This is a genomic window from Streptomyces sp. NPDC049837 (assembly GCF_040674455.1).
Taxonomy (GTDB): domain Bacteria; phylum Actinomycetota; class Actinomycetes; order Streptomycetales; family Streptomycetaceae; genus Streptomyces.
Window position 1 is genome coordinate 519064 of record NZ_JBFAMP010000004.1, and the last position, 24181, is coordinate 543244.

The 24181-nt window shown below is 72.2% G+C and carries 22 protein-coding genes; 18 read left to right on the plus strand and 4 right to left on the minus strand.

Going from position 1 to position 24181, the window contains the following annotated elements:
- Positions 1-96: 96 nt before the first annotated feature.
- On the minus strand, positions 97-1272 hold the full coding sequence (locus AB0J57_RS13875; RefSeq protein WP_366128303.1) for a pyridoxal phosphate-dependent aminotransferase: 1176 nt from the start codon (positions 1270-1272) through the stop codon (positions 97-99).
- Positions 1273-2250: 978 nt separating this feature from the next.
- Between AB0J57_RS13875 and AB0J57_RS13880 the strand changes: the two genes are divergently transcribed.
- The 16 genes from AB0J57_RS13880 (at position 2251) to AB0J57_RS13955 (ending at position 17033) form a co-directional block, all read left to right on the plus strand.
- Positions 2251-2769 carry a DUF2617 family protein gene (locus AB0J57_RS13880; protein ID WP_366128304.1) on the plus strand — a complete coding sequence of 173 codons (519 nt, stop codon included), beginning with the start codon at positions 2251-2253 and terminating at the stop codon, positions 2767-2769.
- 84 nt (positions 2770-2853) lie between these two features.
- The gene (locus AB0J57_RS13885) at positions 2854-4410 is read left to right on the plus strand and encodes a polyamine aminopropyltransferase (protein WP_366128520.1); all 1557 of its coding nucleotides are present in this window, start codon (positions 2854-2856) and stop codon (positions 4408-4410) included.
- A gap of 61 nt (positions 4411-4471) precedes the next feature.
- Positions 4472-5395, plus strand: coding sequence for an SRPBCC domain-containing protein (locus AB0J57_RS13890; protein ID WP_366128306.1), 924 nt, complete (start codon positions 4472-4474; stop codon positions 5393-5395).
- Between the two features lie 10 nt (positions 5396-5405).
- Complete coding sequence (locus AB0J57_RS13895) at positions 5406-6200, plus strand: aldose 1-epimerase (RefSeq protein WP_366128307.1); 795 nt, start codon at positions 5406-5408, stop codon at positions 6198-6200.
- Between the two features lie 34 nt (positions 6201-6234).
- Positions 6235-6783: an orotate phosphoribosyltransferase gene (gene pyrE, locus AB0J57_RS13900; RefSeq protein ID WP_366128308.1), complete on the plus strand. Its 549-nt coding sequence runs from the start codon at positions 6235-6237 to the stop codon at positions 6781-6783.
- A 177-nt stretch (positions 6784-6960) separates the two neighbouring features.
- Positions 6961-8001 carry a class II fructose-bisphosphate aldolase gene (fbaA, locus tag AB0J57_RS13905; RefSeq protein ID WP_366128521.1) on the plus strand — a complete coding sequence of 347 codons (1041 nt, stop codon included), beginning with the start codon at positions 6961-6963 and terminating at the stop codon, positions 7999-8001.
- A gap of 66 nt (positions 8002-8067) precedes the next feature.
- Positions 8068-8481, plus strand: coding sequence for a DUF3151 domain-containing protein (locus tag AB0J57_RS13910; RefSeq protein ID WP_366128309.1), 414 nt, complete (start codon positions 8068-8070; stop codon positions 8479-8481).
- A gap of 203 nt (positions 8482-8684) precedes the next feature.
- Positions 8685-9491, plus strand: a complete 807-nt coding sequence (locus tag AB0J57_RS13915; RefSeq protein ID WP_366128310.1) for a DUF3152 domain-containing protein — start codon at positions 8685-8687, stop codon at positions 9489-9491.
- A gap of 137 nt (positions 9492-9628) precedes the next feature.
- Entirely contained in the window at positions 9629-10477 is an 849-nt protein-coding gene (locus tag AB0J57_RS13920) for a tryptophan 2,3-dioxygenase family protein (RefSeq protein ID WP_366128311.1), read from the plus strand.
- Entirely contained in the window at positions 10470-11666 is a 1197-nt protein-coding gene (gene kynU, locus AB0J57_RS13925) for a kynureninase (RefSeq protein ID WP_366128312.1), read from the plus strand. The genes AB0J57_RS13920 and kynU overlap by 8 nt, the downstream gene beginning before the upstream one ends.
- A gap of 88 nt (positions 11667-11754) precedes the next feature.
- Positions 11755-12630, plus strand: a complete 876-nt coding sequence (locus tag AB0J57_RS13930; protein WP_366128313.1) for an alpha/beta hydrolase — start codon at positions 11755-11757, stop codon at positions 12628-12630.
- 43 nt (positions 12631-12673) lie between these two features.
- Positions 12674-13516 carry an NAD(P)H-binding protein gene (locus tag AB0J57_RS13935; protein WP_366128314.1) on the plus strand — a complete coding sequence of 281 codons (843 nt, stop codon included), beginning with the start codon at positions 12674-12676 and terminating at the stop codon, positions 13514-13516.
- Between the two features lie 134 nt (positions 13517-13650).
- Entirely contained in the window at positions 13651-14889 is a 1239-nt protein-coding gene (locus AB0J57_RS13940; protein WP_366128522.1) for a histidine kinase, read from the plus strand.
- The gene (locus AB0J57_RS13945; RefSeq protein WP_366128315.1) at positions 14886-15545 is read left to right on the plus strand and encodes a response regulator transcription factor; all 660 of its coding nucleotides are present in this window, start codon (positions 14886-14888) and stop codon (positions 15543-15545) included. Before AB0J57_RS13940 ends, AB0J57_RS13945 begins: the two co-directional genes overlap by 4 nt.
- 20 nt (positions 15546-15565) lie before the next feature.
- Entirely contained in the window at positions 15566-16765 is a 1200-nt protein-coding gene (locus AB0J57_RS13950) for a cytochrome P450 (RefSeq protein ID WP_366128316.1), read from the plus strand.
- Positions 16766-16781: 16 nt separating this feature from the next.
- Complete coding sequence (locus AB0J57_RS13955; RefSeq protein ID WP_366128317.1) at positions 16782-17033, plus strand: hypothetical protein; 252 nt, start codon at positions 16782-16784, stop codon at positions 17031-17033.
- A gap of 243 nt (positions 17034-17276) precedes the next feature.
- Here the strand turns inward: AB0J57_RS13955 and AB0J57_RS13960 are convergent, their stop codons facing one another.
- Positions 17277-18092: a diacylglycerol kinase gene (locus tag AB0J57_RS13960; protein WP_366128318.1), complete on the minus strand. Its 816-nt coding sequence runs from the start codon at positions 18090-18092 to the stop codon at positions 17277-17279.
- 175 nt (positions 18093-18267) lie between these two features.
- On the opposite strand from AB0J57_RS13960, the gene AB0J57_RS13965 reads away from it, so the two are divergent.
- Positions 18268-19551, plus strand: a complete 1284-nt coding sequence (locus tag AB0J57_RS13965) for an adenylosuccinate synthase (protein WP_366128319.1) — start codon at positions 18268-18270, stop codon at positions 19549-19551.
- 34 nt (positions 19552-19585) lie between these two features.
- On the opposite strand, the gene AB0J57_RS13970 is transcribed toward AB0J57_RS13965, so the two are convergent.
- Positions 19586-21397, minus strand: a complete 1812-nt coding sequence (locus tag AB0J57_RS13970) for a serine/threonine-protein kinase (RefSeq protein ID WP_366128320.1) — start codon at positions 21395-21397, stop codon at positions 19586-19588.
- A gap of 31 nt (positions 21398-21428) precedes the next feature.
- On the minus strand, positions 21429-22958 hold the full coding sequence (locus tag AB0J57_RS13975; RefSeq protein ID WP_366128321.1) for a substrate-binding domain-containing protein: 1530 nt from the start codon (positions 22956-22958) through the stop codon (positions 21429-21431).
- 152 nt (positions 22959-23110) lie between these two features.
- On the opposite strand from AB0J57_RS13975, the gene AB0J57_RS13980 reads away from it, so the two are divergent.
- Positions 23111-23998 carry a glycoside hydrolase family 19 protein gene (locus AB0J57_RS13980; protein WP_366128322.1) on the plus strand — a complete coding sequence of 296 codons (888 nt, stop codon included), beginning with the start codon at positions 23111-23113 and terminating at the stop codon, positions 23996-23998.
- Positions 23999-24181 lie beyond the last annotated feature (183 nt).

A 24181-nucleotide genomic window follows, 5' to 3' on the forward strand; every position in this document is an offset into this window, starting at 1 on the left:
CGCCCCGGGCGCGACCGCTGGGAGCCCGCCCGGGTGGTCCCCTCCGCCGGGCCCCCGCACGCGTGCGTGTCGCCGTGACAGGGGGCCCGCCGCGCGCTAAAGGGTCGCCAGTCGCTTCACCGCGTCCTGGAGGACCTCGGTCCGCTTGCAGAAGGCGAACCGTACGAAGGGCGCACCCTGTTCGCGGTGGTCGTAGAAGACCGCGTGGGGGATGGCGACGACCCCGCAGCGGCCGGGCAGCGCGCGGCAGAACTCGATGCCGTCGCGCTCGCCCAGCGGGCGGATGTCGGTGGTGATGAAGTAGGTCCCCCGCGGCCGGAACACCCCGAAGCCCGCCTGTGCCAGCCCGTCGGCGAGCAGGTCGCGCTTGGCGCGCAGGTCGTCGCGCAGCCCGGTGAAGTACTCCCCCGGCAGGCGCAGCGCCTCGGCGATCGCGTACTGGAAGGGGCCGGCGGAGACGTAGGTCAGGTACTGCTTCGCCGAGCGCACGGCCGTGACCAGCGCGGGCGCGGCGGTGACCCAGCCGACCTTCCAGCCGGTGAACGAGAACGTCTTCCCGGCACTCGAAATGGTGACCGTGCGCTCGCGCATGCCGGGGAACGTGGCGATGGGGATGTGCTCGGCGTCGTCGAAGACGAGGTGCTCGTACACCTCGTCGGTGACGACGAGCAGGTCGCGCTCGACGGCGAGCGCGGCGATGGCGGCCAGCTCGTCGCGGGTGAGGACGGTCCCGGTGGGGTTGTGCGGGGTGTTGAGCAGGATGAGGCGGGTGCGGTCGGTGACGGCGGCCCGCAGCTCGTCCAGGTCGAGGACGAACCTGTCGCCGTGCGGGCGCAGCGTGACCGGGACGCGGGTGCCGCCCGCCATGGCGACGCACGCGGCGTAGGAGTCGTAGTACGGCTCCAGCGCGATGACCTCGTCGCCGGGCTCGACCAGCCCCAGCAGGGCGGCGGCGATCGCCTCCGTGGCGCCCGCCGTGACGAGGACCTCGGTGTCGGGGTCGTACGCCAGGCCGTACCGCTCGCGCTGGTGGTCGGCGACGGCGGTGCGCAGCTCGGGGACGCCGGGGCCGGGCGGGTACTGGTTGCCCCTGCCGTCCCGGATGGCGCGGACGGCGGCCTCGGCGATGGCCTCGGGGCCGTCGGTGTCGGGGAAGCCCTGGCCGAGGTTGACCGAGCCGGTGGAGACGGCGAGGGCGGACATCTCCGCGAAGATCGTCGTTCCGAACTCGGCGAGGCGGCGGTTGAGCGGCGGTCGTGTCATGGCGGCCATCCTGGGCCGAAGCTCTGGAGTTGCTCAAGTGTGCTTTGGCGCGTGATCACCGGGGGGATCTCCCTGCCACACAGCCGGAACGCAAGGGAAGAGGCAGGTGAGGGCCATGGTGGACGCAGGGGTCTTCGAGGTGATGTTCATTCTGGTGGCCGTCGCCATCGTGGTGGGCGCGGTCCGGTCGGCGATCGGCGGCGGTCGCCCGAGGCGCCGGAGCTGGTGGGCGGACGGCGGCGGCTCGTCCTCCTCCTCGTCCTCGTCGTGTTCGAGCTGGTCGTCGTGCGGCGGTGGCTCCAGTTCCTCGTGCGGAGGCGGAGGCGGATCGTCCTGTAGCTGAACCTCTGGACTTGCTCAATTCGGATTAGGACGGGTGTGGGCGGGGGCATCCCCCTCTCACGTACGACACGGGGGATGGTGATTCGCGTGGAGATGGGCCTGATCGCCGCCGGTTTGATCGTCGTGGTGGGTTTCCTCATCGCGGTCGGTGTGGCGGGCGGTGGCAAGACCCGGCGCCGCTCGCACTACGGAAACTCCTCCGGGGCTTCCACCAGCGGCAGTTGGTGGGCCGGTGACGGGGGCGGATCGTCCTGCGGAGGGGGGTCGTCCTGCGGAGGCGGGTCCTCCGGGGGCGGCGGTGGATGTGGTGGCGGAGGCAGCTGACACGGGGCAGCCGGTCCGCGACCACGGGGAAGGCGCCCGGCAGTGAACTCCCGCCGGGCGCCTTGCCGTTGGCAATTTTTGTAGAGGTTATCGGTCGGTTCCTGTTGAACAGTTGAACCGGCTGGCCCCCCAGGGGATGGAAACCACGCCAAGTTGGGTAAAAACGCTGTGAGTTCGCCGCAGTTCATGATTCGCTCGCTGTCGAGAACATCCAGTCCTTGGACCTCGTGCGTGGATTTCGAGACGGAGATCCCCCAGTCCCCCCGAACGTCTTCCGGGACGCCCCGGTCCACCGTCAAACCGTGTTTGCGGAGCCGACCCATGCTCACGACGCTCAAGACCTCCTACACCGACACGCGCGCCGCCGACCTGGCGTGGGCGCTGGGCCGGGAGGCGCTGCCCGCCCTCGCCGTACTCGACCTCGAACTGTCCGGCGCCACGCTTCAGCTCAGACTCCTCGGTGCCTCCCACCAGGTCCTGCTGGAGGAGGAGCGGGGCCGCTGTTCGGAGACCGTCGCCTGCATGCCGGGCAGCAGCACGCCACTGCCGCTGGGAGTGGCGAAGCGGATCGGCGAGTGGGAGTACGAGTTCGCCGCGCGCGTCGAGACGTTGTCCAAGGGATCGTTCGCCGGCCGCGCGCAAGAGCTGCTGGCGCTCGTCGCCGACCATCCGAACGGCCTCGCCGGTACGTTCCCGGGCTCGCCGCACGCCTTCACCGCCATGCTCGCGCAACGGCACGAGGGTCAGGTGCGGTGGCGCACGTGGCACGCCTACCCACAGGAAGGGCAGTTGGTGGTTACCCGGACCAGCGTGGGCGTTCGTATGCACGCCTCGCTCTAGTTGCACTCGTGTGGGTGACCAAGGGGTATCGGGGCGTGACGTAGCGTTATTTGCGTGATCGAAGCGCCGCACGTCTCCGTCGCCGTGCCGCCCGCCCAGGGCGGTCCGGCAGCGCCGCCCGCGCGGCAGCGGGCGGGACGCGTCCTGGTGCTGGCCACGGTCTTCATCTGCGCGGCGTGCGGATTGGTGTACGAGCTGGAACTGGTCGCGCTTGCTTCCTATTTGATCGGGGACTCCGTCAAGCAGGCGTCCGTCGTCCTGTCGGTGATGGTCTTCGCGATGGGCGTCGGTTCGCTGCTCGCCAAGCGGCTGCGCTGCCGGGCGGCCGTCGGCTTCGGGCTGCTGGAGGCCTTGCTGGCGCTGGTCGGCGGCTGCTCGGCCCTCGTCCTGTACGCCACGTTCGCGTGGATCGGCGAGTCGCGGTACGCGCTGGTGGGGTTCTCCCTGGCCATCGGGATGCTCATCGGGGCGGAGATGCCGCTGCTGATGACGCTGATCCAGCGCATCTCGCGGCGGGCCGAGCAGGACGCGGGCGGGACGGTCGCGGACCTGTTCGCCGCCGACTACGTGGGGGCGCTCGTCGGCGGGCTGGCGTTCCCGTTCCTGCTGCTGCCGTGGCTGGGGCAGCTCACGAGCGCGCTGCTCACCGGGGCGGTCAACGCGGTGGCGGGCGGGGCGCTGGTGCTGTGGCTGTTCGGGCGGGACCTGACCACCCGTGCGCGGCGGCTCCTCCTGGTCAGCAATGTGGCGGTGCTGGGGGTGCTCGCGACGGCGACCGTGCTGGTCGACGACTTCGAGCGGGCGGCGCGGCGGGCGGTGTACGGGGAGCGGGTGCGCGTCGCCGTCCAGACGGACGTGCAGGAGGTGGTCCTCACGGGCGGGCGGGGCGAGCCTCCGGAGCTGTTCCTGGACGGGCGGCTGCGGGTCAGCGGGCGGGACGAGCACCGCTACCACCGGGCGCTGGTGCACCCCGCGATGCACGGGCCGCACGCGCGCGTGCTGGTCCTGGGCGGCGGCGACGGGCTGGCGGCGCGGGAGGTGCTCCGGTACGGCGACGTGGAGTCGGTGACGGTCGTCGAGCTGGACCCCGGCGTGGTGCGGCTGGCCCGGCACGATGAGGGCCTCGCCCGGCTGAACGGGTACGCGTACGGGGAGCCGAGGGTGCGGGTGGTGTACGGGGACGCGTTCGCCCGGCTCCGGGAGGCGGTGGCGGAGGGCGCGTCGTACGACGTGGTGATCTCCGACCTGCCGGACCCGGGCATCACCGCCAGCACGAAGCTGTACTCGGCGGAGTTCTACGGCCTGGCCGCCCGGGTCCTCACCGACGGTGGGCGGCTCGCGGTGCACGCCGGGCCGATGGCGTCCCGGCCGCACACGTACTGGACGGTGGACGCCACGCTGCGGTCGGCCGGCTTCACCACCCGGCCCTACCGCGCGACCGGGCGGCTCTCCGGCTTCGCCGCGGGCCCCGACCGGTCCACGGGCGGCGGGGCGGCGCCCTACGACTGGGGCTTCTTCCTCGCCGCGAGGGGCGAGGCGCCGCCGGACCCGGGTGCGGTGGAGGGGGTGCGCCAGGTGGCGGGGGCGCCGCTCAGGGGCCTGCCGCCGTCGACATTGGTGCACCCGCGGTACGGCGAGTGACCCCTTTTGGCCTTGCGCACATGGCAGACGTGAGCGCCGGGCGTGGGTAGGCTCGGGCTCCATGGAGCATGAGGTGTTCGTTCCGGTTGACGTAGAGACTCTCCGGGCCGTGCTGGCGGACCCCGCCCGGGTCGCCCCGTGCGTACCGGGGCTCCAGCAGGACGCGGACGAGTCGGCCGGCCCGCTGTCGGGCCGCCTCAAGGTGCGCGCCGGCGGCCACTCGATCACCTACCGGGGCGCCCTGCGTATCGCCGCCCAGGAGGACGGCGCGTACGCCGTGGAGGGCGAGGGCACGGAGGTGCGCGGCCCCGGCTCGGCGAAGCTCGCCCTGACGGTACGGCTCTCCCCGGTGGACGGCGGTACGACGCTGCGCTTCACGGGCACGACCAGCGCGGAGGGCCGGCTGGCGGAGCTGCCGGACGACGCGGCTCTCTCGGCGGCGCACCGCCTGCTGGACCGTTTCGCCGAGTCGCTCACGGCGACGGCGACGGCGACGACCGCGTCCGGTGTCTCCCGTGCGGACGCGACGGGCTCCGGTGACCAGGACGCCGAGGGTCAGCACGCCGAGGGTCAGCCGGCCGCGGATCAGCCCGCCTACGACGTGGACGCCGGCGACCTGGACGACGACGACCTGGACGTCGACGACGACGGGGTGGACCAGGGTGCCGAGAGCGCCGGGTCCGTGTTCGACGCACCCGTGCCGCCGCCGTCGCTGGATCCGCTGGCCGACGCGGAGTTCGAGGTGCCCGACATCCCGGACGGCGCGCTGCCCGACCCGGGCGTCGAGGCCGCCCACGCACGGCGCACCATGATCGGGCGCAGTGCGGAGGAGGTCGACCACGCCCCGCCGCGCGGCCGGTACGCGCCCACGCCCGGGCCGGAGACCGCGTCGACGACCGCCACGCTGCGGTGGCTGGCCCCCGCCGCGGCGCTCGCCCTCGCCTCCGCGGTGGTGGTCGGGCGCGCGCTGCGGCGCCGCAAGTAGTGTCGGGGACGTGACCAGTAGCGAACAGAGCGTCCGGCTCGCGGCCGGAGACGTCGAGTTGACGGTGCGTCCGGACAACGGATGCCGCATCGAGAGCCTGCGGATCGGCGGGACCGAACTGCTGCGGCAGGGCGACCGGTACGGCTGTTTCCCGATGGTGCCCTGGTGCGGGCGGATCGCGAACGGCCGGTTCCTCAGCGGGGCGACGTGGCACCAACTGCCGCTCAACTCCCCGCCGCACGCCATCCACGGCACCGGGCGCGACACCGCGTGGCGCACCGCCGTCGCCGACAAGGCCGAGGCGGTCTTCACCTACGACCTCGCCGAGCCCTGGCCGTACCCCGGCCGGGTCACCCAGGCGTTCCAGCTCACCGAGGACGCGCTCACCCTCCAGCTCGGCGTCGAGACGCATGGCGACTCCTTCCCGGCCCAGGCCGGCTGGCACCCGTGGTTCAACCGGAACCTCGGCGGCGAGGACGTCACGCTGGACTTCACGCCCGAGTGGCAGGAGGAGCGGGGCGACGACCACCTCCCCACCGGTCGCCGCATCGCGCCCACGCCCGGCCCCTGGGACGACTGCTTCGGGATGCCGGACGGGGTGGACGTCACCCTCACCTGGCCCGGGCAACTGGAGCTGAAGGTGACCAGCCGTGCCCCGTGGGTCGTGGTGTACGACGAGCAGGAGGCGGCGATCTGCGTGGAGCCCCAGTCGGGTCCGCCGAACGGCCTCAACACCGCTCCACGCCTGGTGACGCCCATCGAGCCGCTGGAGATCGCCGCGACCTTCGCCTGGCGGCGGCTGTGAGACGGCTCTGACGGGGCGGCTTAAGCTCGTGTCCATGACTGACGTACGAGCCGATCTGCTCCAGCAGATCAAGGACAAGGCCGTGGTGCACGGCAAGGTGACCCTCTCCTCGGGTCTGGAGGCCGACTACTACGTCGACCTGCGCCGGATCACCCTGGACGGCGCCGCCGCGCCGCTCGTCGGTCAGGTCATGCTCGATCTGACCGCCGACCTCGATTACGACGCGGTGGGCGGTCTCACCCTCGGTGCCGACCCGGTCGCCACGTCGATGCTGCACGCGGCCGCCGCGCGCGGCCGGAAGCTCGACGCCTTCGTCGTCCGCAAGGCCGCCAAGGCGCACGGTATGCAGCGCCGCGTCGAGGGCCCGGACATCAAGGGCCGCCGGGTCCTGGTGGTGGAGGACACCTCCACCACCGGCGGGTCGCCGCTGACCGCCGTCGAGGCGGTCCGCGAGGCCGGCGCGGAGGTCGTCGCGGTGGCCACGATCGTGGACCGCGCGACCGGTGCGGCCGAGAAGATCAGCCAGACGGCCGGGGTGCCCTACCTGTACGCGTACGCGCTCGACGAGCTGGGCCTCGCCTGAGCCAAACAGCGCTCATAAGGGGCTTGAGCTGCGGTTTTCTCAAGGGGTGGACGGTTTCACGTGAAACCGTCCACCCCTTGTGGCACGCGGGGTGGAGCCCACGGCGGAGTCTGGAAAGATAGGTGCGACGATGACGTCGCCCCCAGGTCAGGGATCAGCAACGCAACGCAACCGCAGATCACAAGGAGCGGACAGATGCCCATCGCAACCCCCGAGATCTACAACGAGATGCTCGACCGGGCGAAGGCAGGCAAGTTCGCCTACCCGGCCATCAACGTCACCTCGTCGCAGACTCTGCACGCCGCGCTGCGTGGTTTCGCGGAGGCAGAGAGCGACGGCATCATCCAGATCTCGACGGGTGGCGCGGAGTTCCTGGGCGGCCAGTACAGCAAGGACATGGTGACCGGCGCGGTCGCCCTGGCCGAGTTCGCGCACATCGTCGCCGCGAAGTACGACGTCACCATCGCCCTGCACACCGACCACTGCCCGAAGGACAAGCTGGACGGCTACGTCCGTCCGCTGCTCGACATCTCCGCCGAGCGGGTCGCCAAGGGTGAGAACCCGCTGTTCCAGTCCCACATGTGGGACGGCTCGGCCGAGACCCTCGCCGACAACCTGGCCATCGGCCAGGAGCTGCTCGCCAAGGCTGCCGCCGCCAAGATCATCCTTGAGGTCGAGATCACCCCGACCGGTGGCGAGGAGGACGGCGTCAGCCACGAGATCAACGACGAGCTGTACACCACCGTCGACGACGCCATCCGCACCGCCGAGGCGCTCGGCCTGGGCGAGAAGGGCCGCTACCTGCTGGCCGCCTCCTTCGGCAACGTCCACGGCGTCTACAAGCCGGGCAACGTCGTGCTCCGCCCCGAGCTGCTCAAGGACCTCCAGGAGGGCGTCGCCGAGCGCTTCGGCAAGGCGAACCCGTTCGACTTCGTCTTCCACGGCGGCTCCGGCTCCACGGCCGAGGAGATCTCCACCGCGCTGGAGAACGGCGTCGTGAAGATGAACCTCGACACCGACACCCAGTACGCCTTCACCCGTCCGGTCGCGGACCACATGTTCAAGAACTACGACGGTGTGCTGAAGGTCGACGGCGAGGTCGGCTCCAAGAAGACCTACGACCCGCGCACCTGGGGCAAGCTGGCCGAGGCCAGCATGGCCAAGCGTGTGACCGAGGCGTGCGCCGCGCTGCGCTCGACCGGCACGAAGCTGAAGTAACACCTTCCAGCGCCACGCACGGGCCCGGCATCGCCTCCGCGGTGCCGGGCCTGTGACACTGGTGGCATGGTCATCCACGAAAACCTGCTGGGGGGACCGCCCCCCACTCACCTGCCCGACGACCCCGAGCCGCGCGAGCTGCTCGCGAGCGGCGCCGCACCGGCGGACGTCGCCGCGAAGTACCCCGCCTCCTCCCTGGCCTGGGCCCAGCTCGCCGACGACGCGTTCGAGGCCGGCCGGGTCGTCGAGTCGTACGCGTACGCCAGGACCGGCTACCACCGGGGCCTGGACGCCCTGCGCCGCAGCGGCTGGAAGGGCCACGGCCCGGTGCCGTGGGAGCACGAGCCCAACCGCGGCTTCCTCCGTGCCCTGAACGCCCTGGCGCGTGCGGCGCAGGTGATCGGTGAGCAGGAGGAGTACGAGCGGTGCTCGACCTTCCTCCGTGACTCGTCGCCCCTGGCCGCCGACACGCTCGGCTGACCCGGGTTCCCCCACGCTGAGGCCCGCCCATCCGGACTGGTTCCCTCCAGTCGGGGTGAGGCGGGTCGCACCGTTATCGATGCGTGACCGTTACGATCGCACGCACCATCGAACGGAGACCTGTTGTGGGGAAGCGCGCTGCCGCACCGCGAGGACGTCGTCGCCGCCGGAGCACGCGAGGCGGCGGCGGTGGCCGCGCCCCGGTGGGCCGGATAGTCCTGCTGTCCCTCGGCCTGGTCGCCGTCTGCCTGGGCGGCGGCGCCGCCTTCGCCCACTGGCAGGGCAACGGCGACGGCGCCCCGTCCGCCGCGGGCCCCGGCAGCACCGCTCGCCCGCTCCCACCGCCGCACGAGCCGCCCGCCGCCGGCCGCGACGCCTCCGCCTCCCCGCGCGCCGGCCGCGACGCCCCGCCCCGGCGTGACGAGCCCGGCCCTCCCGTGACCGTCCCGTCCTCCGGGCCCGGCACCTTCACCACCGCCCGGTCCACCGGCGCCAAGACCGGCTCGGGGACCCCGCGCCGCTACCGCGTCCAGGTGGAGGACGGCACCGGCCTCTCGGCCGCACAGGCGGCGGAGGAGATCGAGCGGATCCTCGCCCACCCGCGGAGCTGGGCCGCCCACGGCCGGGGCTCGTTCCAGCTCGTCGCCGAGGACGCCGACTTCGTCATCCGTATCGCCACGCCCGCCACCGCGGACGCGCTGTGCCGGGCCCAGGGGCTTGACACCCGCGGTGAGTTGAACTGCGAGACGACCGACGGGGTCGTCGTGAACCTCAAGCGCTGGATGCTGGGCTCGCCGACCTTCACCGGAACGCCGGCCGAGTACCGCCACCTGATCATCAACCATGAGGTCGGGCATGAGATCGGCATCCGCGAGCACATGGGCTGCGGCGGCCCGGGCAGGCCCGCGCCGGTGATGATGCAGCAGATCAAGGGCCTGGACGGCTGCACGTCCAATGCCTGGCCGTACGACGCATCCGGCCGGTACATCGAGGGGCCGCTCGTGTCATGATGCGACTGGGACCACCCGTACGCACACGGGTGCGGTCCCGAGGGGACCGGGGCTCCCCGGTCGGCTGCTCGCGAACCGAGCGCCCGAAAAAAGGGGGGCAGACCGCTACCCGGTAGCACGCATTGATGGAGACAGCGATGTCTACTTCCCCCGATGCCTCCGTGACCGGTTCGGACGACACCCCGAACCTGGAGTACACAGGCACGACGCCGTACGAGGACTACGTCCAGGCGGACGTCCTCACCCACCTCCAGCACCCGCTCTCGGACGATCCGGGAGAAATGGTCTTCCTGGTGACGACCCAGGTCATGGAGTTGTGGTTCACCGTGATCGTCCACGAGTGGGAGACCGCGAGCCGCGCGCTGCGCGAGGACAGGATCCCGGTGGCGATGGACGCGCTGGAGCGTTCCGTGCGCGAGCTGGAGGCGCTGAACGCCTCCTGGAAGCCGCTGGCCCGGCTCACGCCCGCCCAGTTCAATTCCTACCGGGGCGCTCTCGGCGAGGGCTCCGGGTTCCAGTCGGCGATGTACCGGCGGCTGGAGTTCCTGCTGGGCGAGAAGTCCGCGTCGATGCTGGTGCCGCACCGGGGCGCGCCGCGCGTCCACGCGGAGCTGGAGAAGGCGCTGCACGAGCCGAGCCTGTACGACGAGGTGCTGCGGCTCCTCGCGCGGCGCGGGCATCCGGTGCCGGACAGCGTTCTGCGCCGTGACCTGTCGCAGAAGTACGAGCCCTCGCAGGTGGTCGAGGACATCTGGGCGCGTATCTACGCCAATCCGGACGAAAACGATGAACTGGTGCGGCTGGGCGAGGCGTTGACGGACGTCGGCGAGCTGGTGTGGCGCTGGCGCAACGACCACCTGGTCGCGACGCGGCGCGCGATGGGCTCCAAGACGGGCACCGCCGGCTCGGCAGGCGTGGCCTGGCTGGAGAAGCGGGCCCGAAAGAACGTTTTTCCCGAGGTGTGGACGGCGCGCAGCCATGTCTGACCTCATAGCGAAGGCGGCGTCGCTGGACGCCCGGGACCAACTCGCCAAGCACCGCGAACTGTTCGCGCTCGACGACGGTGTCGTCTACCTCGACGGCAACTCGCTCGGCGCGCTGCCCCGCCACGTGCCGGGCCGCATGGCCGACGTCATCACCCGCGAGTGGGGCGAGCTGCGCATCCGCTCCTGGGACGAGAGCGGCTGGTGGACCGCGCCGGAGCGGATCGGCGACCGGATCGCGCCGCTCGTCGGTGCGGCGCCCGGCCAGGTGGTGGTCGGCGACTCGACGAGCGTCAACGTCTTCAAGGCGCTGGTCGGAGCCGTACGGCTGGCCGGCGAGGACCGCGACGAGATCGTCGTGGACGCCACCACGTTCCCCACGGACGGGTACATCGCCGAGTCGGCCGCGAAGCTGACCGGCAAGCGGCTGGTCGCCGCCGCCCCCGGGGACGTGGCCGGCACGGTCGGGCCGCGCACGGCCGCCGCGCTCGTCAACCACGTCGACTACCGCACGGGCCGGCTGCACGACCTGCCGGGCATCACGGCGGCCGTCCACGAGGCGGGCGCCCTGGCCGTGTGGGACCTGTGCCACAGCGCGGGCGCCCTGCCCGTCGGCCTGGACGCGCACGGCGTGGACCTGGCCGTCGGCTGCACGTACAAGTACCTCAACGGCGGCCCCGGCGCGCCCGCCTACCTGTACGTCGCCGAGCGCCACCAGCCGCGCTTCGACTCCCCGCTGCCCGGCTGGAACTCGCACGCCGACCCGTTCGCGATGACCCCCGGGTACGCGGCGGCCGAGGGCGCGGTGCGCGGGCGCGTCGGCACGCCCGACATCCTCTCCATGCTGGCGCTGGAGGCGGCGCTGGACGTGTGGGACGGGGTGCCCGTCGAGGCGGTACGGGCCAAGAGCCTGGCCCTGACGGACTTCTTCCTGGAGTGCGTACGGGCGTACGTCCCGGACGGCCGGGTCGCGTCCGTCACGCCCGAGGCGCACGACGAGCGCGGCAGCCAGGTGGCGCTGAGCTGCCCGGACGCGCCCGCCGTGATGAAGGAGCTCATCGCCCGGGGCGTGGTCGGCGACCTGCGCCGCCCTGACGTGCTGCGGTTCGGCTTCACTCCGCTGTACGTCTCCTTCGCGGACGCCGAGCGCGCGGCTCGCGTTCTCGCGGAGGTGGCGGAGGAATTGGGCTGACGTTCGACCTGATCTGCGGGGGCGTCAGTCCTGGTACCGTCCCCGCAGGTCAGGCCAATTCGGCCCCGTCACCGAAAGGTTGAGCAGCATGCCCGACCCCGCCGCGCGCGACGCCGCCGAGGAAGCGTCGGCCCTGTCGCATCCGGCCGTCGACCCGGACTCCACCGCCTCGTACGGTGAACACCCGGACCAGATCGTGGACTTCTACGCCCCTCGCGGGGGCGACCGCGCGCCGCTCGTCGTCGTGCTGCACGGCGGGGCGTGGCGGGCGCCGTACGACCGGCGGCACATCACCCCGTTCGTGGACTACCTGGCACGCCGGGGTTTCGCCGTCGCCAACGTCGAGTACCGGCGCGGCAGGGACATCCCCGCGCAGGGCGGCAGCGGTCCGGTCGCGGGGCGCTGGCCCGAGACGTTCGACGACGTCGCCGCCGCCCTGGACGCCCTGCCCGGCCTGGTGCGCACGCATCTGCCGCAGGCCGACCCGCGCCGCACGGTCGTCACCGGCCACTCGGCGGGCGGGCACCTGGCGCTGTGGGCGGCCGCCCGGCACGTCCTGCCGGCGGGTCCGGCCGGCGCGCGGTGGCGGCTGGACGCCCCGCCCGCGCTGCGCGGGGTGGTCGCCCTGGCGCCCATCGCGCACTTCGAGCGGGCCGTGGAGCTGGACGTGTGCGGGGGAGCGGTGTCCCAACTGCTCGGCGGAGAAGGGGACTTCGAGTCGCGTGCCGGGTACGCCGACCCGGCCGCGCTGCTGCCGACCGGGATCGCCACGGCGGTCGTCCAGGGCCGCGAGGACACCGTCGTACCGCAGGCCGTGGCCGAGGCGTACGTGGACGCGGCGGCGAAGGCGGGCGAGATGGTCGGGCTGACGCTGCTGGACGAGGTGGGGCACTTCCCGCTGATCGACCCGGCGGCGGACGCGTGCGCGGTGGTCGCGGAGGAGATCGCCCAACTGGCGTGGTAATCAAGGACAGAACCTGTCCGCAAGGGCTCGTAGCGTCGGCTCCATGACGAAGAACACGCACGCCATGAACCTCGTGACCGGAGCCACCGGAACCGTCGGCCGCCAGGTCGTCGCCGAACTGCTGCGCCTCGGCGAGCCCGTCCGCGCCCTGACCCGCGACCCCGCCAAGGCGGACTTCCCCGAGGGCGTCGAGGTCGTACGCGGCGACCTCACCGAGCCCGACACCCTCACCGCCGCCCTCGACGGGGTCACCGGCCTGCACCTGATCACGTTCGGCGGGGCGTACTTCGCGCCGCTGGAGACCGGCCCGCGCATCCTGGAGCTGGCCCGCGAGGCGGGCGTCCGGCGGATCACCGTGCTGCACGGCGGTGGGCCCAGCCTGCTGGAGGACGCCGTGCGGGCCGGCTCGGGCTTCGACTGGACGGTGCTGATGCCCGTCGAGTTCATGGGCAACGCCCTGGAGTGGGCGGAGGGCATCCGTACGGCCGACGAGGTGCGCGAGCCGTTCGTGGGGCGGCTCAGCGCCATGGTCCACGAGGGCGACATCGGCGCGGTCGCGGCCGTCGCGCTGACGCGGGACGGGCACGGAGGCCGCGAGTACGTGATCACCGGGCCGGAAGCGCTCACGGTCCGGGACAAGGTCGACGCGATCGCCGACGCTCGGGGGCGGAAGATCGAGCTCGTGGAGATGTCCCCCGAGGAGGCCGTCGAGCAGTGGCGGGCGGCGGGCCATCCGCAGGAGGTGATCGACTTCCTGCTGGAGGCGTACGGGAACACCCCGCCGGTGGGCCGTACCGTCGTCGACACCGTGGAGCGGGTCACAGGGCGGCCGGCCCGGACGTTCGCGGAGTGGGCGCGGGATCACGCCGGGGTGTTCCGCGCCTGATCAGTGGCTTGATCAGCGCCGTAGTACTCCAGGGGGACGCGGAAGGATCCGCATCCAAGGTGACGACCGCGTCCCCGCGCTTGCTTACCGTTGCTGACGTGACCGACACCAAGACCCGCAGCCCGGAGTACCGGATGGCGCACGACATGTTCATGGGCATGCGCCGTGAGCTCCTCGACGACGCCCTCGCCTACCGGATGCTCCCGCCCATGAGGACCGACGGCCCGGTGACCAGGCGGCTGCCACGGTCCATACGCAGGTACATGGGCTGGTTCCCGCACGCCCTGGTGGCCGGCGCCGCCCTGCTGGTGCTGTCGGTGGGGTACCAGGACGGCCAGCCGCTGACCGGGCTCATCCCGGCGGCGGCGGTGCTGCTGACCCTGGTCCGGCCCGTCGCCGCCTTCTGGCTGTCGCTGGTGAGCGCGCCGTTCGTGAGCGTGCTCTCCGACTTCTGGGACGGCTGGCCGTGGCCCCCGACGAGCTTCGGCGCCCACCTCGTGGTGCTGACCGTGGTGGCGGCCCGGACCAGGCCGCGCACCGCCGCGTGGATGTGGGCGCTCACCGGCGTCTTCGGCTTCTTCTGCGAGGCCGTCCTCAGCCGGGGCGGAGCCCACACCGCCCCGCTGCTGGTCGTCTCCGCGCTCGCCCTGCTCTTCGTCACCGTCCTGCACACCCGCCGCGAGGCGCGGGAGGAGGTCACCGCACAGCAGACCGTCACCGCCCAGGAGCGGTCCAGGCGCACCCTCCTGGAGGAGCGCACCACCATCGCGCGCGAGCTGCACGACGTGGTCGCCCACCACATGTCGGTCGTCGCCATCCAGGCGGAGGCCGCCCCCTACCGGGTGGAGAACCCGCCGCCCGAGCTGGAGCAGGCGTTCGCCACGATCCGCGAGAACGCGGTCGCCGCGCTGACCGAGCTGCGCCGCATCCTCGGCGTCGTACGGGCCGAGGACTACGAGGCGCCCGACGCGCCCCAGCCGACGCTCGCCGACCTCGACGGCCTGATCGCCAACGTCCGCGACGCGGGCCTCACGGTGGACGCCACCGTCACCGGCGCGGCGCGCGAGCTGCCGCAGGGCGTGGAGCTGTCGGCGTACCGGATCGTGCAGGAGGCGCTCAGCAACGTGCTGCGGCACGCGCCCGGCGCGTCCGCGAAGGTGGAGGTGTCGTACGTGCTCGGCGGGCTGGGCCTCAGGGTGGTCAACGGCCCGGCGCGCGGCCTGGTGAAGCCCTCACCGGGTGCCGGGCACGGGATCACGGGCATGCGGGAGCGGGTGGCGATGCTGGACGGCGAGATGACGGCCGAGGCGACGGAGGACGGCGGCTACGAGGTCGCGGTGTTCCTGCCGGTGGCGCGGGAGGAGGTGGCATGACCATCCGCGTACTGATCGTCGACGACCAGATCATGGTCCGGGAGGGCTTCTCCGTCCTGCTGAACGCGATGCCCGACATCGAGGTCGTGGGCGAGGCCGTCAACGGCCGGGAGGCGGTCCGGCAGGTGGAGGCGCTCCGCCCGGACGTCGTCCTGATGGACATCCGCATGCCGGAGATGAACGGCATCGACGCCACCCGCGAGATCGTCGCGGCGGACGGCGACGCGAAGGTGCTGGTGCTGACGACGTTCGACCTGGACGAGTACGTGTACCAGGCGCTGCGCGCCGGAGCGTCGGGCTTCCTGCTGAAGGACGCCTCGGCGCGGCAGCTCGCGGAGGGGGTACGGGTGGTGGCGTCCGGCGAGGCACTGCTGGCGCCCACGGTCACCAAGCGGCTGATCACCGAGTTCGCCAAGACCGCCGAGACGGCGCGCCCGCCGGCCCTGGCACGGGTGGGCGACCTGACGGAACGGGAGACGGAGGTCCTGGTGCTGATCGCCCAGGGCCTGTCGAACGGCGAGATCGCCTCCCACCTGGTGGTCGCCGAATCCACGATCAAGACGCATGTGAGCCGCATCCTGGTGAAGCTGGGCCTGCGCGACCGTACGCAGGCGGCGGTGTTCGCGTACGAGGCGAGGCTGGTGACTCCGGGCTGAGCCCTGCATAGGGTCTGCCCATGGACTTCGACCCGTGGTCGCCCGCGTTCGTCGCCGACCCCTACCCCGTGTACGCCGAGCTGCGCGCCCGTGGCCGGGTGCACTGGTTCGAGCCGACGCGCCAGTGGCTGGTGCCGCGCCACGCCGATGTGTCCGCGCTGCTGCGTGACCGGCGGCTGGGGCGGACGTACCGGCACCGCTTCACGGACGAGGACTTCGGCCGGACCCCTCATCCGGTGGAACACGAGCCGTTCCACGTCCTGAACGACCACGGGATGCTGGACCTGGAACCGCCGGACCACACCCGCATCCGGCGCCTGGTGTCGAAGGCGTTCACCCCGCGTACGGTCGAGCGGCTGCGGCCCTACGTCCACCGGCTGGCGGGCGAGCTGGCCGACTCCCTGGTCGCCGGGGGCGGGGGCGATCTGCTGGCCGCCGTCGCCGAGCCCCTGCCCGTCGCCGTCATCGCGGAGATGCTCGGCATCCCGGAGTCCGACCGGGCGCCGCTGCGGCCCTGGTCGGCGGACATCTGCGGGATGTACGAGCTGAACCCGGACGAGGAGACGGCCGCCCGCGCGGTCCGGGCGTCGGTCGAGTTCTCCGCGTACCTGCGGGAGCTGATCGCCGAGCGGCGCAGGTCCCCGGGCGAGGACCTGATCAGCGCGCTGATCGCGGCACACGACGAGGGCGACCGGCTCACCGAGCAGGAGATGATCTCCACCTGCGTCCTGCTGCTGAACGCCGGCCACGAGGCGACGGTCAACGCCACGGTGGGCGGCTGGTGGACCCTCTTCCGGCACCCGGAGCAGCTCGCCGCGCTGCGCGCCGGACGCGTCGAGGTGTCCACGGCCGTGGAGGAACTGCTCCGCTACGACACCCCGCTCCAGCTCTTCGAGCGCTGGGTGCTGGACGACATGGAGATCGACGGCACCACGATCCCGCGCGGCTCGGAGATCGCCCTGCTCTTCGGCTCGGCCAACCGTGACGCGGACGTCTTCGACCGCCCCGGCACGCTGGACCTGTCCCGCCGGGACAACCCCCACATCTCCTTCAGCGCGGGCATCCACTACTGCATCGGCGCCCCGCTGGCCCGCATCGAGCTGGCCGCGTCGATGAGCGCACTGCTGGAGCGCGCGCCGGCGCTCCGGCTCGTGAAGGAGCCGGAGCGCAAGCCGAACTTCGTGATCCGGGGGCTGGAGGGGCTGCTCGTCGAGGTCTGAATGCGATCATGGACGGATGTCGACCGCCTTGCGCCGCACCGCCGCCGTCATCGTCCTGCTCGCCGGAGCAGCCCTCGGATTCTGGATCGTCTTCGGATCCCCGCACGACTGGACGGGAGGCATGCGGTTGCTCAAGCTCGGCCTGGGCCTGACCTCGCTGGCCATGATCAGCGCCAGCGCGTGGCTGATGTTCCCCGGCAGCCCGGACGACGATGACGACGACGACACGTCGACCCCGCCCATAACCGGCCCTCTCGACGCGCTGTAGGCCCGGCGCCGGCCCCGCGCCCGCCCTGCCCGCGCCGGGCCCGCGCCCGCGCCCTCGCCGCGCGCCCCCGCCGACGACGGGCGCCGCCCCGCACCGCCCCGGCGCCGTGCGCCGCCCGTGCTCGGGCCGTTTGCCCGGTCGGGTGGGCGCGTGCCGCGTCCCGGCCGTTCCGCGGTGCGCCGCGCTACCCCGTCGCGTCCCCGCCGCCGCCGAAGGGCGCCGCCCGACGCCCCGGCGCCCGCGTTACCGCGTCGGCAGGGTCAGGGACCACGCCGACGGGCGGAGCGTCCAGGTGCGGGTCCAGACCGGGCCGGTGACCAGCGCGTCCGCGCGGTAGCGGAACGAGGCGCCGGAGATGGTCACCGCGGTCGCCTCCGCCCGTACCGGCTCGGCCGACCGGGGGCGGACCACCACCTCGGCGATCCCGTCCCGGGACAGCACCGTCACGCCCTCCACCGGGTCGTCCAGGTCGCTCAGGAGCCGTCCGTCGGCCTCGACCCGCAGCCGGTGTGTCCGCGTCGCCGGACGTATCGCCGGCACGGAGGGCGCCGGGCGCACCAGCGTCCGCACCAGCGAGCGGCACGCGTCCCACACCGACGGGGGCTCGACCACCGACAGCCCCGCGGGCCCCGCCGGGATCCTCAGCCCCCGCACCACCACGCCGTCGCTGTCGTCGACCAGCAGGTCCAGCCGCCGCGCCGCCCCGTCCAGCACGGCCCGCGCGGCGGCCACCGCCCCCAGCGGCACGCCCAGCGCCCCGGCCAGCTCTACCGAGCCGCGCGGCCCCACCGGGACCAGCGACAACGCCCCGTCGGCCAGCTCCCGCCCCCGGTGCAGCAGCGCCACCGCCCGCAGCAGCGCCCGGTCGTCACCGATGACCACCGGCCGGCGCGAACCCCGCCGCGCGAGGGCCCGGGCGAACTCCGCCGGGGTGTCCGGGAGGCAGATCTTCGCGCTCGCCCCGGCGCAGAGCACGTCCTTCGCGATCCGTACGGACTCGCCGTCGTTCCGGCGCGCGACCGCGTCGATGACGACCAGCAACTGGTCGGGAGCCGACACCTCGGTCCTTCCTCGGGTAGCATCTTTGTGCAAGAGCCCCTTGCGCTATTGCGCCAGGGGCTTCGTCTATTCCGGGGCACCCGGTCCGACGGCTCAGGTTGTGTCGTACAGCGTCGTACGACGTTTGTACTGCCCCTGGCCTTGGACATGCCCCGCCCGGAAGGGGTGTACGCCTGTGCCCGCACTTGTGCTGCTCGGTGCTCAGTGGGGTGACGAGGGCAAGGGAAAGGCCACCGACCTCCTCGGTGGATCCGTTGATTACGTGGTGCGCTACCAGGGCGGCAACAACGCCGGCCACACGGTTGTCGTAGGCGACCAGAAGTACGCGCTGCACCTTCTCCCTTCCGGAATCCTCTCGCCGGGATGCACCCCGGTGATCGGAAACGGTGTCGTCGTCGACCCGGCGGTCCTGCTCTCCGAGCTGAGCGGGCTGAACGAGCGCGGCGTCGACACGTCGAAGCTGCTGATCAGCGGTAACGCTCACCTGATCACTCCGTACAACGTCACCCTCGACAAGGTGACGGAACGGTTCCTCGGTAAGCGCAAGATCGGTACGACCGGGCGCGGCATCGGCCCGACGTACGCCGACAAGATCAACCGTGTCGGCATCCGTGTCCAGGACCTCTACGACGAGTCGATCCTGACGCAGAAGGTCGAGGCCGCGCTGGAGCAGAAGAACCAGCTCCTCGCCAAGGTCTTCAACCGCCGCGCCATCGAGCCGGGCCGGATCGTCGAGGAGATGCTCCAGTACGCGGAGCAGATCGAGCCGTACGTCGCCGACACGACGCTGATCCTCAACAACGCCATCGACGAGGGCAAGGTCGTCCTCTTCGAGGGCGGCCAGGGCACCCTCCTGGACGTCGACCATGGCACGTACCCCTTCGTGACCTCCTCCAACCCGACCTCCGGCGGTGCCTGCACCGGCGCGGGCGTGGGCCCCACGAAGATCAGCCGGGTCATCGGCATCCTCAAGGCGTACACCACCCGTGTCGGCGCCGGCCCGTTCCCGACCGAGCTGTTCGACGAGGACGGCGAGGCGCTGCGCCGTATCGGCGGCGAGCGGGGTGTCACCACCGGCCGTGACCGCCGCTGCGGCTGGTTCGACGCGGTCATCGCCCGCTACGCCACCCGCGTCAACGGCCTGACCGACTTCTTCCTCACCAAGCTGGACGTGCTCACCGGCTGGGAGCAGATCCCGGTCTGCGTCGCGTACGAGATCGACGGCAAGCGCGTCGAGGAGCTGCCGTACTCGCAGACCGACTTCCACCACGCGAAGCCGATCTACGAGTACCTGCCGGGATGGTCCGAGGACATCAGCAAGGCGAAGACCTTCTCGGACCTGCCGAAGAACGCGCAGGCGTACGTGAAGGCGCTGGAGGAGATGTCGGGCGCGCCGATCTCCGCGATCGGCGTCGGCCCCGGCCGCACCGAGACGATCGAGATCAACTCGTTCCTGTAGTCCTCTCCAGGGGCACCCGTGACGGGGAGCCCGGTCAGTTCTCCTTGGAGAACTCGCCGGGCTCCCCGTCCGCGTCCATCCCGTACACCAGCAGCCGGTCCTTGCCGTCGACCCGCTGGACGCGCAGGTTCACCGACGCGCCGGAGGCCGTGCACTCCCGGTCGGACGCGGCGGCGTCGACCGTGGCCGGGCCCAGCACCAGCAGGTTGCCCGCGCCGCCGAGGACTGCCGTCTCGGCGCAGTTGACCGTGCCGGACAGCGGCTCGCCGGTCTCCTCGTCGGTCTGCGGGAAGCTCTGCTCGAACCGGACGAGCGGCGCGCCGACCGGGCCCTGGGTGATGATCACCTCGTGGCTGTAGAGGTCCTGGTGCGGGTCGGACACGTCGGGGTTCGGGACGTCCTTCCAGTGCCCGAGGAACTCCTTGGGCACGACACTCGGCCCGGACCGCGCCTTGCGGAAGGTGGCGGTCGCCGCGCCCGACGACCACTCCAGGACCTCCGGCGATCGGACGGTCAGCTTCTGGTGGGCGGCCGGCGTGCAGCGCCGGGCCGGCACGCTCGTCGTCACGTCGCTCTCACCGAACACGATCTTGTCCTCGTCCGCCGAGACGAGGGTCGACCGGCCCATGCAGAGCCGTTCGCCGCCGACGTGGACGTAGATCCCCGCCTTGTCGCCCGGCGCCCCCTGGGTGATCTCGATGCGGGCGGTCTCGTACGGGACGGTGTCGGTGCCCCGGAGGACCCCTTCCCAGGCGCCGAGGAAGGCGGCGGGGACGATGTCGCGGGGCTTGTCCGCCTTGGGGTCCCCGGCCGTGGCCCCCGGCTGTCCGAAGCGGTCCGTCAGCCCGTACGCGACGGCCACCGCGGCGGTGAGGGCGAGGGCGACGCCTCCGATGAGGAGCGGGCGCCGCTTCTTCGTGCGGGCGGGCTCCGGTGCGGGGGTTACGGGGGTGGGGTCGCCGTCCTCGTCCAGGAGGCGGGCGGCCATCCTGCCGAGCTGGGCGAGCAGCCCGGCGGGCAGCCATGGCTCGCCGGCCTCGATGTGCGCGGCCAGGTGGGCGGCGGTGGGGCGGGCGGCCGGGTCCTTGGCGAGGCAGCCCCGGACCAGGTCGTCCAGCTCGGCGGGCAGCCCGGTGAGGTCCGGCTCGTCGTGGGCGATGCGGAACATCATGGCGTGGACGCCGCTGTCGGCGGTGCCGAACGGGGCGCGGCCGGTCGCCGCGTACGCGAGGACCGAGCCGAGGCAGAAGACGTCCGACGCGGGAGTGAGCCGCTCGCCCCGCACCTGCTCGGGTGACATGAAGCCGGGCGATCCGACGACCGCTCCCGTACTGGTCAGGCCGCCGTCGGTGACCGTGTCGACGGCCCGGGCGATCCCGAAGTCGATGATGCGGGGCCCGTCGACGGTGAGCAGGATGTTGGCGGGCTTCAGGTCCCGGTGGACCAGTCCGGCGGCGTGGATGTGCTCCAGCGCGCGGGCCAGCCCGACGGCCAGCGACCGCACGGACGCCGCGGGCAGCGGCCCGTACTCGTCCCCGACCACGGTGCGCAGGGACGGCCCGGCGACGTAACCGATGGCCACCCAGGGCGCCTCGGCGGCGGTGTCCGCACCGAGCACGGGCGCGGTGCCGGCGCCCCCGACCTTCTCCAGCGCGGCGACCTCGCGGGCGAAGCGGCGCCGGAACTCGTCCTCCGCGGCGAGTTCGGCGTGCACGACCTTGACCGCGACGGTCCGGCCGCCGGCCGACCGGGCCAGGTACACGCGGCCCATGCCGCCGGACCCGAGTCTGCCGAGCAGGCGGAACGGGCCGATCTGGACGGGGTCGTCACCACTGAGAGGCTCCACGTGAACAGAGCATGCCAGAGCCTGGTGGCTGTTACTCATCGCCGCAGACCCGCAGCCCCTCCGGCGTCATGCACGGCAGATGTCCGTGCGTACGGATGACGTCCTGGCCGCTGCCACGGCTGAGGTAGGTGAGGAAGGAGGAGGTGAGCGAGTCGGCGGGTGGCTGGCCATAGGTGTACGCGTACTCCAGCTCACGGTACGGGTAGCCGCTTTCGCGGATCCGGTCGACGTCCGGGCTGCGTCCGTCGATGGCGAGCCGGTGCAGCCCGCCGAGGTCGCTGCCTGCCCGCACCTCGCTGTACCCGATGGCACCGGGCAGCCGGGCGACGGTGTTCAGCACTTGCTCGGTGCTGTCCAGCTCGCACCGTACGACGGGCGCTTCCGGGTAGTCCTTCGTCGCGCAGTCGCGTGAGGACTGGGCGGACTCGTTGCGGCCGAGGACGCGGCGCTGGAAGACCTCCCGCGTACCGGAGTTGGCGTTCCGGCTGACGAGGAGGACGGGCAGGGCGGGTCCGCCGAGCCGCTTCCAGTCGGTGATGTCGCCGCGGTAGATCCGCCTGATGTCGGCGAGGGAGAGGTTCTTCACCGGTACCTCGTCGTTGACGACGAGGGTGAAGAGGGAGACGGCGACACGGCTTTCGCGCAGTTGCGGGTACCCGCCGGGCTTGGGCCCGTCGGACAGGGCGATGAGGGCCGGCGCGCCGTCCTTGCTCTTCGCCCCTTCGTCGGCGAGCCGGCGGATCCCGGCGGTGCTGCCGTGCGCCTCGACGTGGACGGTGGCGCCGGGGCAGTCCTTCTCGTACTTCGTCGCCAGTTCCCGTACGACGGGTGCGAAGGCCGTCGAGCCGGTGACGGTCAGGGTGCCCCTGGCGCAGCCCATGGGCGGCGGAGGGTCCTCGCGCACGATGATCGCGGCGAGCGTGATCACGCAGGCGGTGAGGACGACGGTGACGGTACGGGCGGCCCGGCTGAAGAGCGGGGGTTTCTCGTCGGGGGTGGCGGCGCGGTTGGGCCGCACCTTGCCGTCCCGGATGCCGCCGGTGACGGTGACCGGGCTGCCGACACCGGCGCCGGTCAGCAGCACGAGGAGCTTGAAGTGCTCGCCGCGGTTGAGGGGGACGCGGGGGAGGTGGATGGTGCCGTCGCGGTGCTGGAGCCCGGCGGCGGCCGTGAAGTGCTCCATGAGGTGGTCGGCGCCGGGGGACTGGGTGACGGCGATGGCCCGTACGGTCCGGTCGGTGAACTCCACGGTGAGACCGTGCGGCCCGCGTGCGGTGTAGTCGTCGCCGGCGATGGACTGGGCGCCGTCGTTCTCGACGCGGAGCAGTACGAGGCTGGCGTCGGACATGTCGGGCGTCTCGTTGAACAGCCCGAGCCGTACGTTGGCCCGGCCGCCGTTGCGGGCGTCGCTGCCGATGGGGGTGTCGAGCTGGACGCGGTAACCGATGCGCTTGCGGCGGGGCGGGACGCGGCGCTCGTACCAGAGCATGGCGGCCGAGACGAGGACGCCGAGCAGGGCCGTGGCGACGGCGATGACATTCTCGGGATTCAGCCAGTCCACGGCTTCACGGTAGGGAGGCCGTGTCTCGAACTCACCTCCGGCGGTCAGTAGTTCGCCCAAAGTTCAACCGTAACGAGGTCTGGTCTAGACCTTGACAGGTACAGACCATTCGCGCTTCCGTAGGGCCACCCCCCACCGAAAGGGCAAGCCCTATGCTGCGACGCCTTTTGACCCTGTTCGCCGCTCTCGTCACGGCCGTCGGCCTGGCCGTCGTCCTCCCCGCCGCCACCGCGTCCGCCGCCGAGTGCGCGGCGCCGTGGAGTTCCGCCACCGTCTACACGGGCGGCAAGGCCGCCTCGTACAACGGCCGCAACTGGCTGGCGAAGTGGTGGACGCAGAACGAGCGCCCCGGCTCCGCCGACGTCTGGTCCGACCAGGGCGCGTGCGGGGGAGGCGGCGGGACGCCGGCCCCCTCCCCGTCGGGCTTCGTGGTGAGCGAGGCCCAGTTCAACCAGATGTTCCCGAACCGGAATTCCTTCTACACGTACAGCGGCCTGACCGCCGCGCTCAGCGCGTACCCCGCCTTCGCCAACACCGGCAGTGACACGGTGAAGAAGCAGGAGGCCGCCGCGTTCCTGGCGAACGTCTCGCACGAGACGGGCGGCCTGGTCCACATCGTCGAGCAGAACACCGCCAACTACCCGCACTACTGCGACCGCAACCAGCCCTACGGCTGCCCGGCCGGCCAGGCGGCGTACTACGGCCGCGGCCCGATCCAACTGAGCTGGAACTTCAACTACAAGGCGGCGGGCGACGCCCTCGGCATCGACCTGCTCAACAACCCCTACCGCGTGGAGCGGGAGGCCCCCATCGCCTGGAAGACCGGCCTCTGGTACTGGAACACCCAGAACGGCCCCGGCACGATGACCCCCCACAACGCCATGGTCAACGGCGCCGGCTTCGGCCAGACCATCCGCTCCATCAACGGCTCCCTGGAGTGCGACGGCAAGAACCCGGCGCAGGTGCAGAGCCGGATCAACAACTACCAGCGCTTCACCCAGATCCTGGGCGTCCCGACGGGCTCCAACCTGAGCTGTTGAGACACCTCATTCGGGGGGCGGCCACCGGCGGGTGGCCGCCCTCTGCGTTGAACGCGTTCGAATTGTCCCGTCGTGGCGCGTGTGGCCACTGTTACGATCCCCCCGTCTTGCGGGGGAGCGCGCGCCAGGGGGGCCGGGCGGGATTTCTCAGCGGCGGTGAGCTGCCGCGCCATCTCCCTCGCC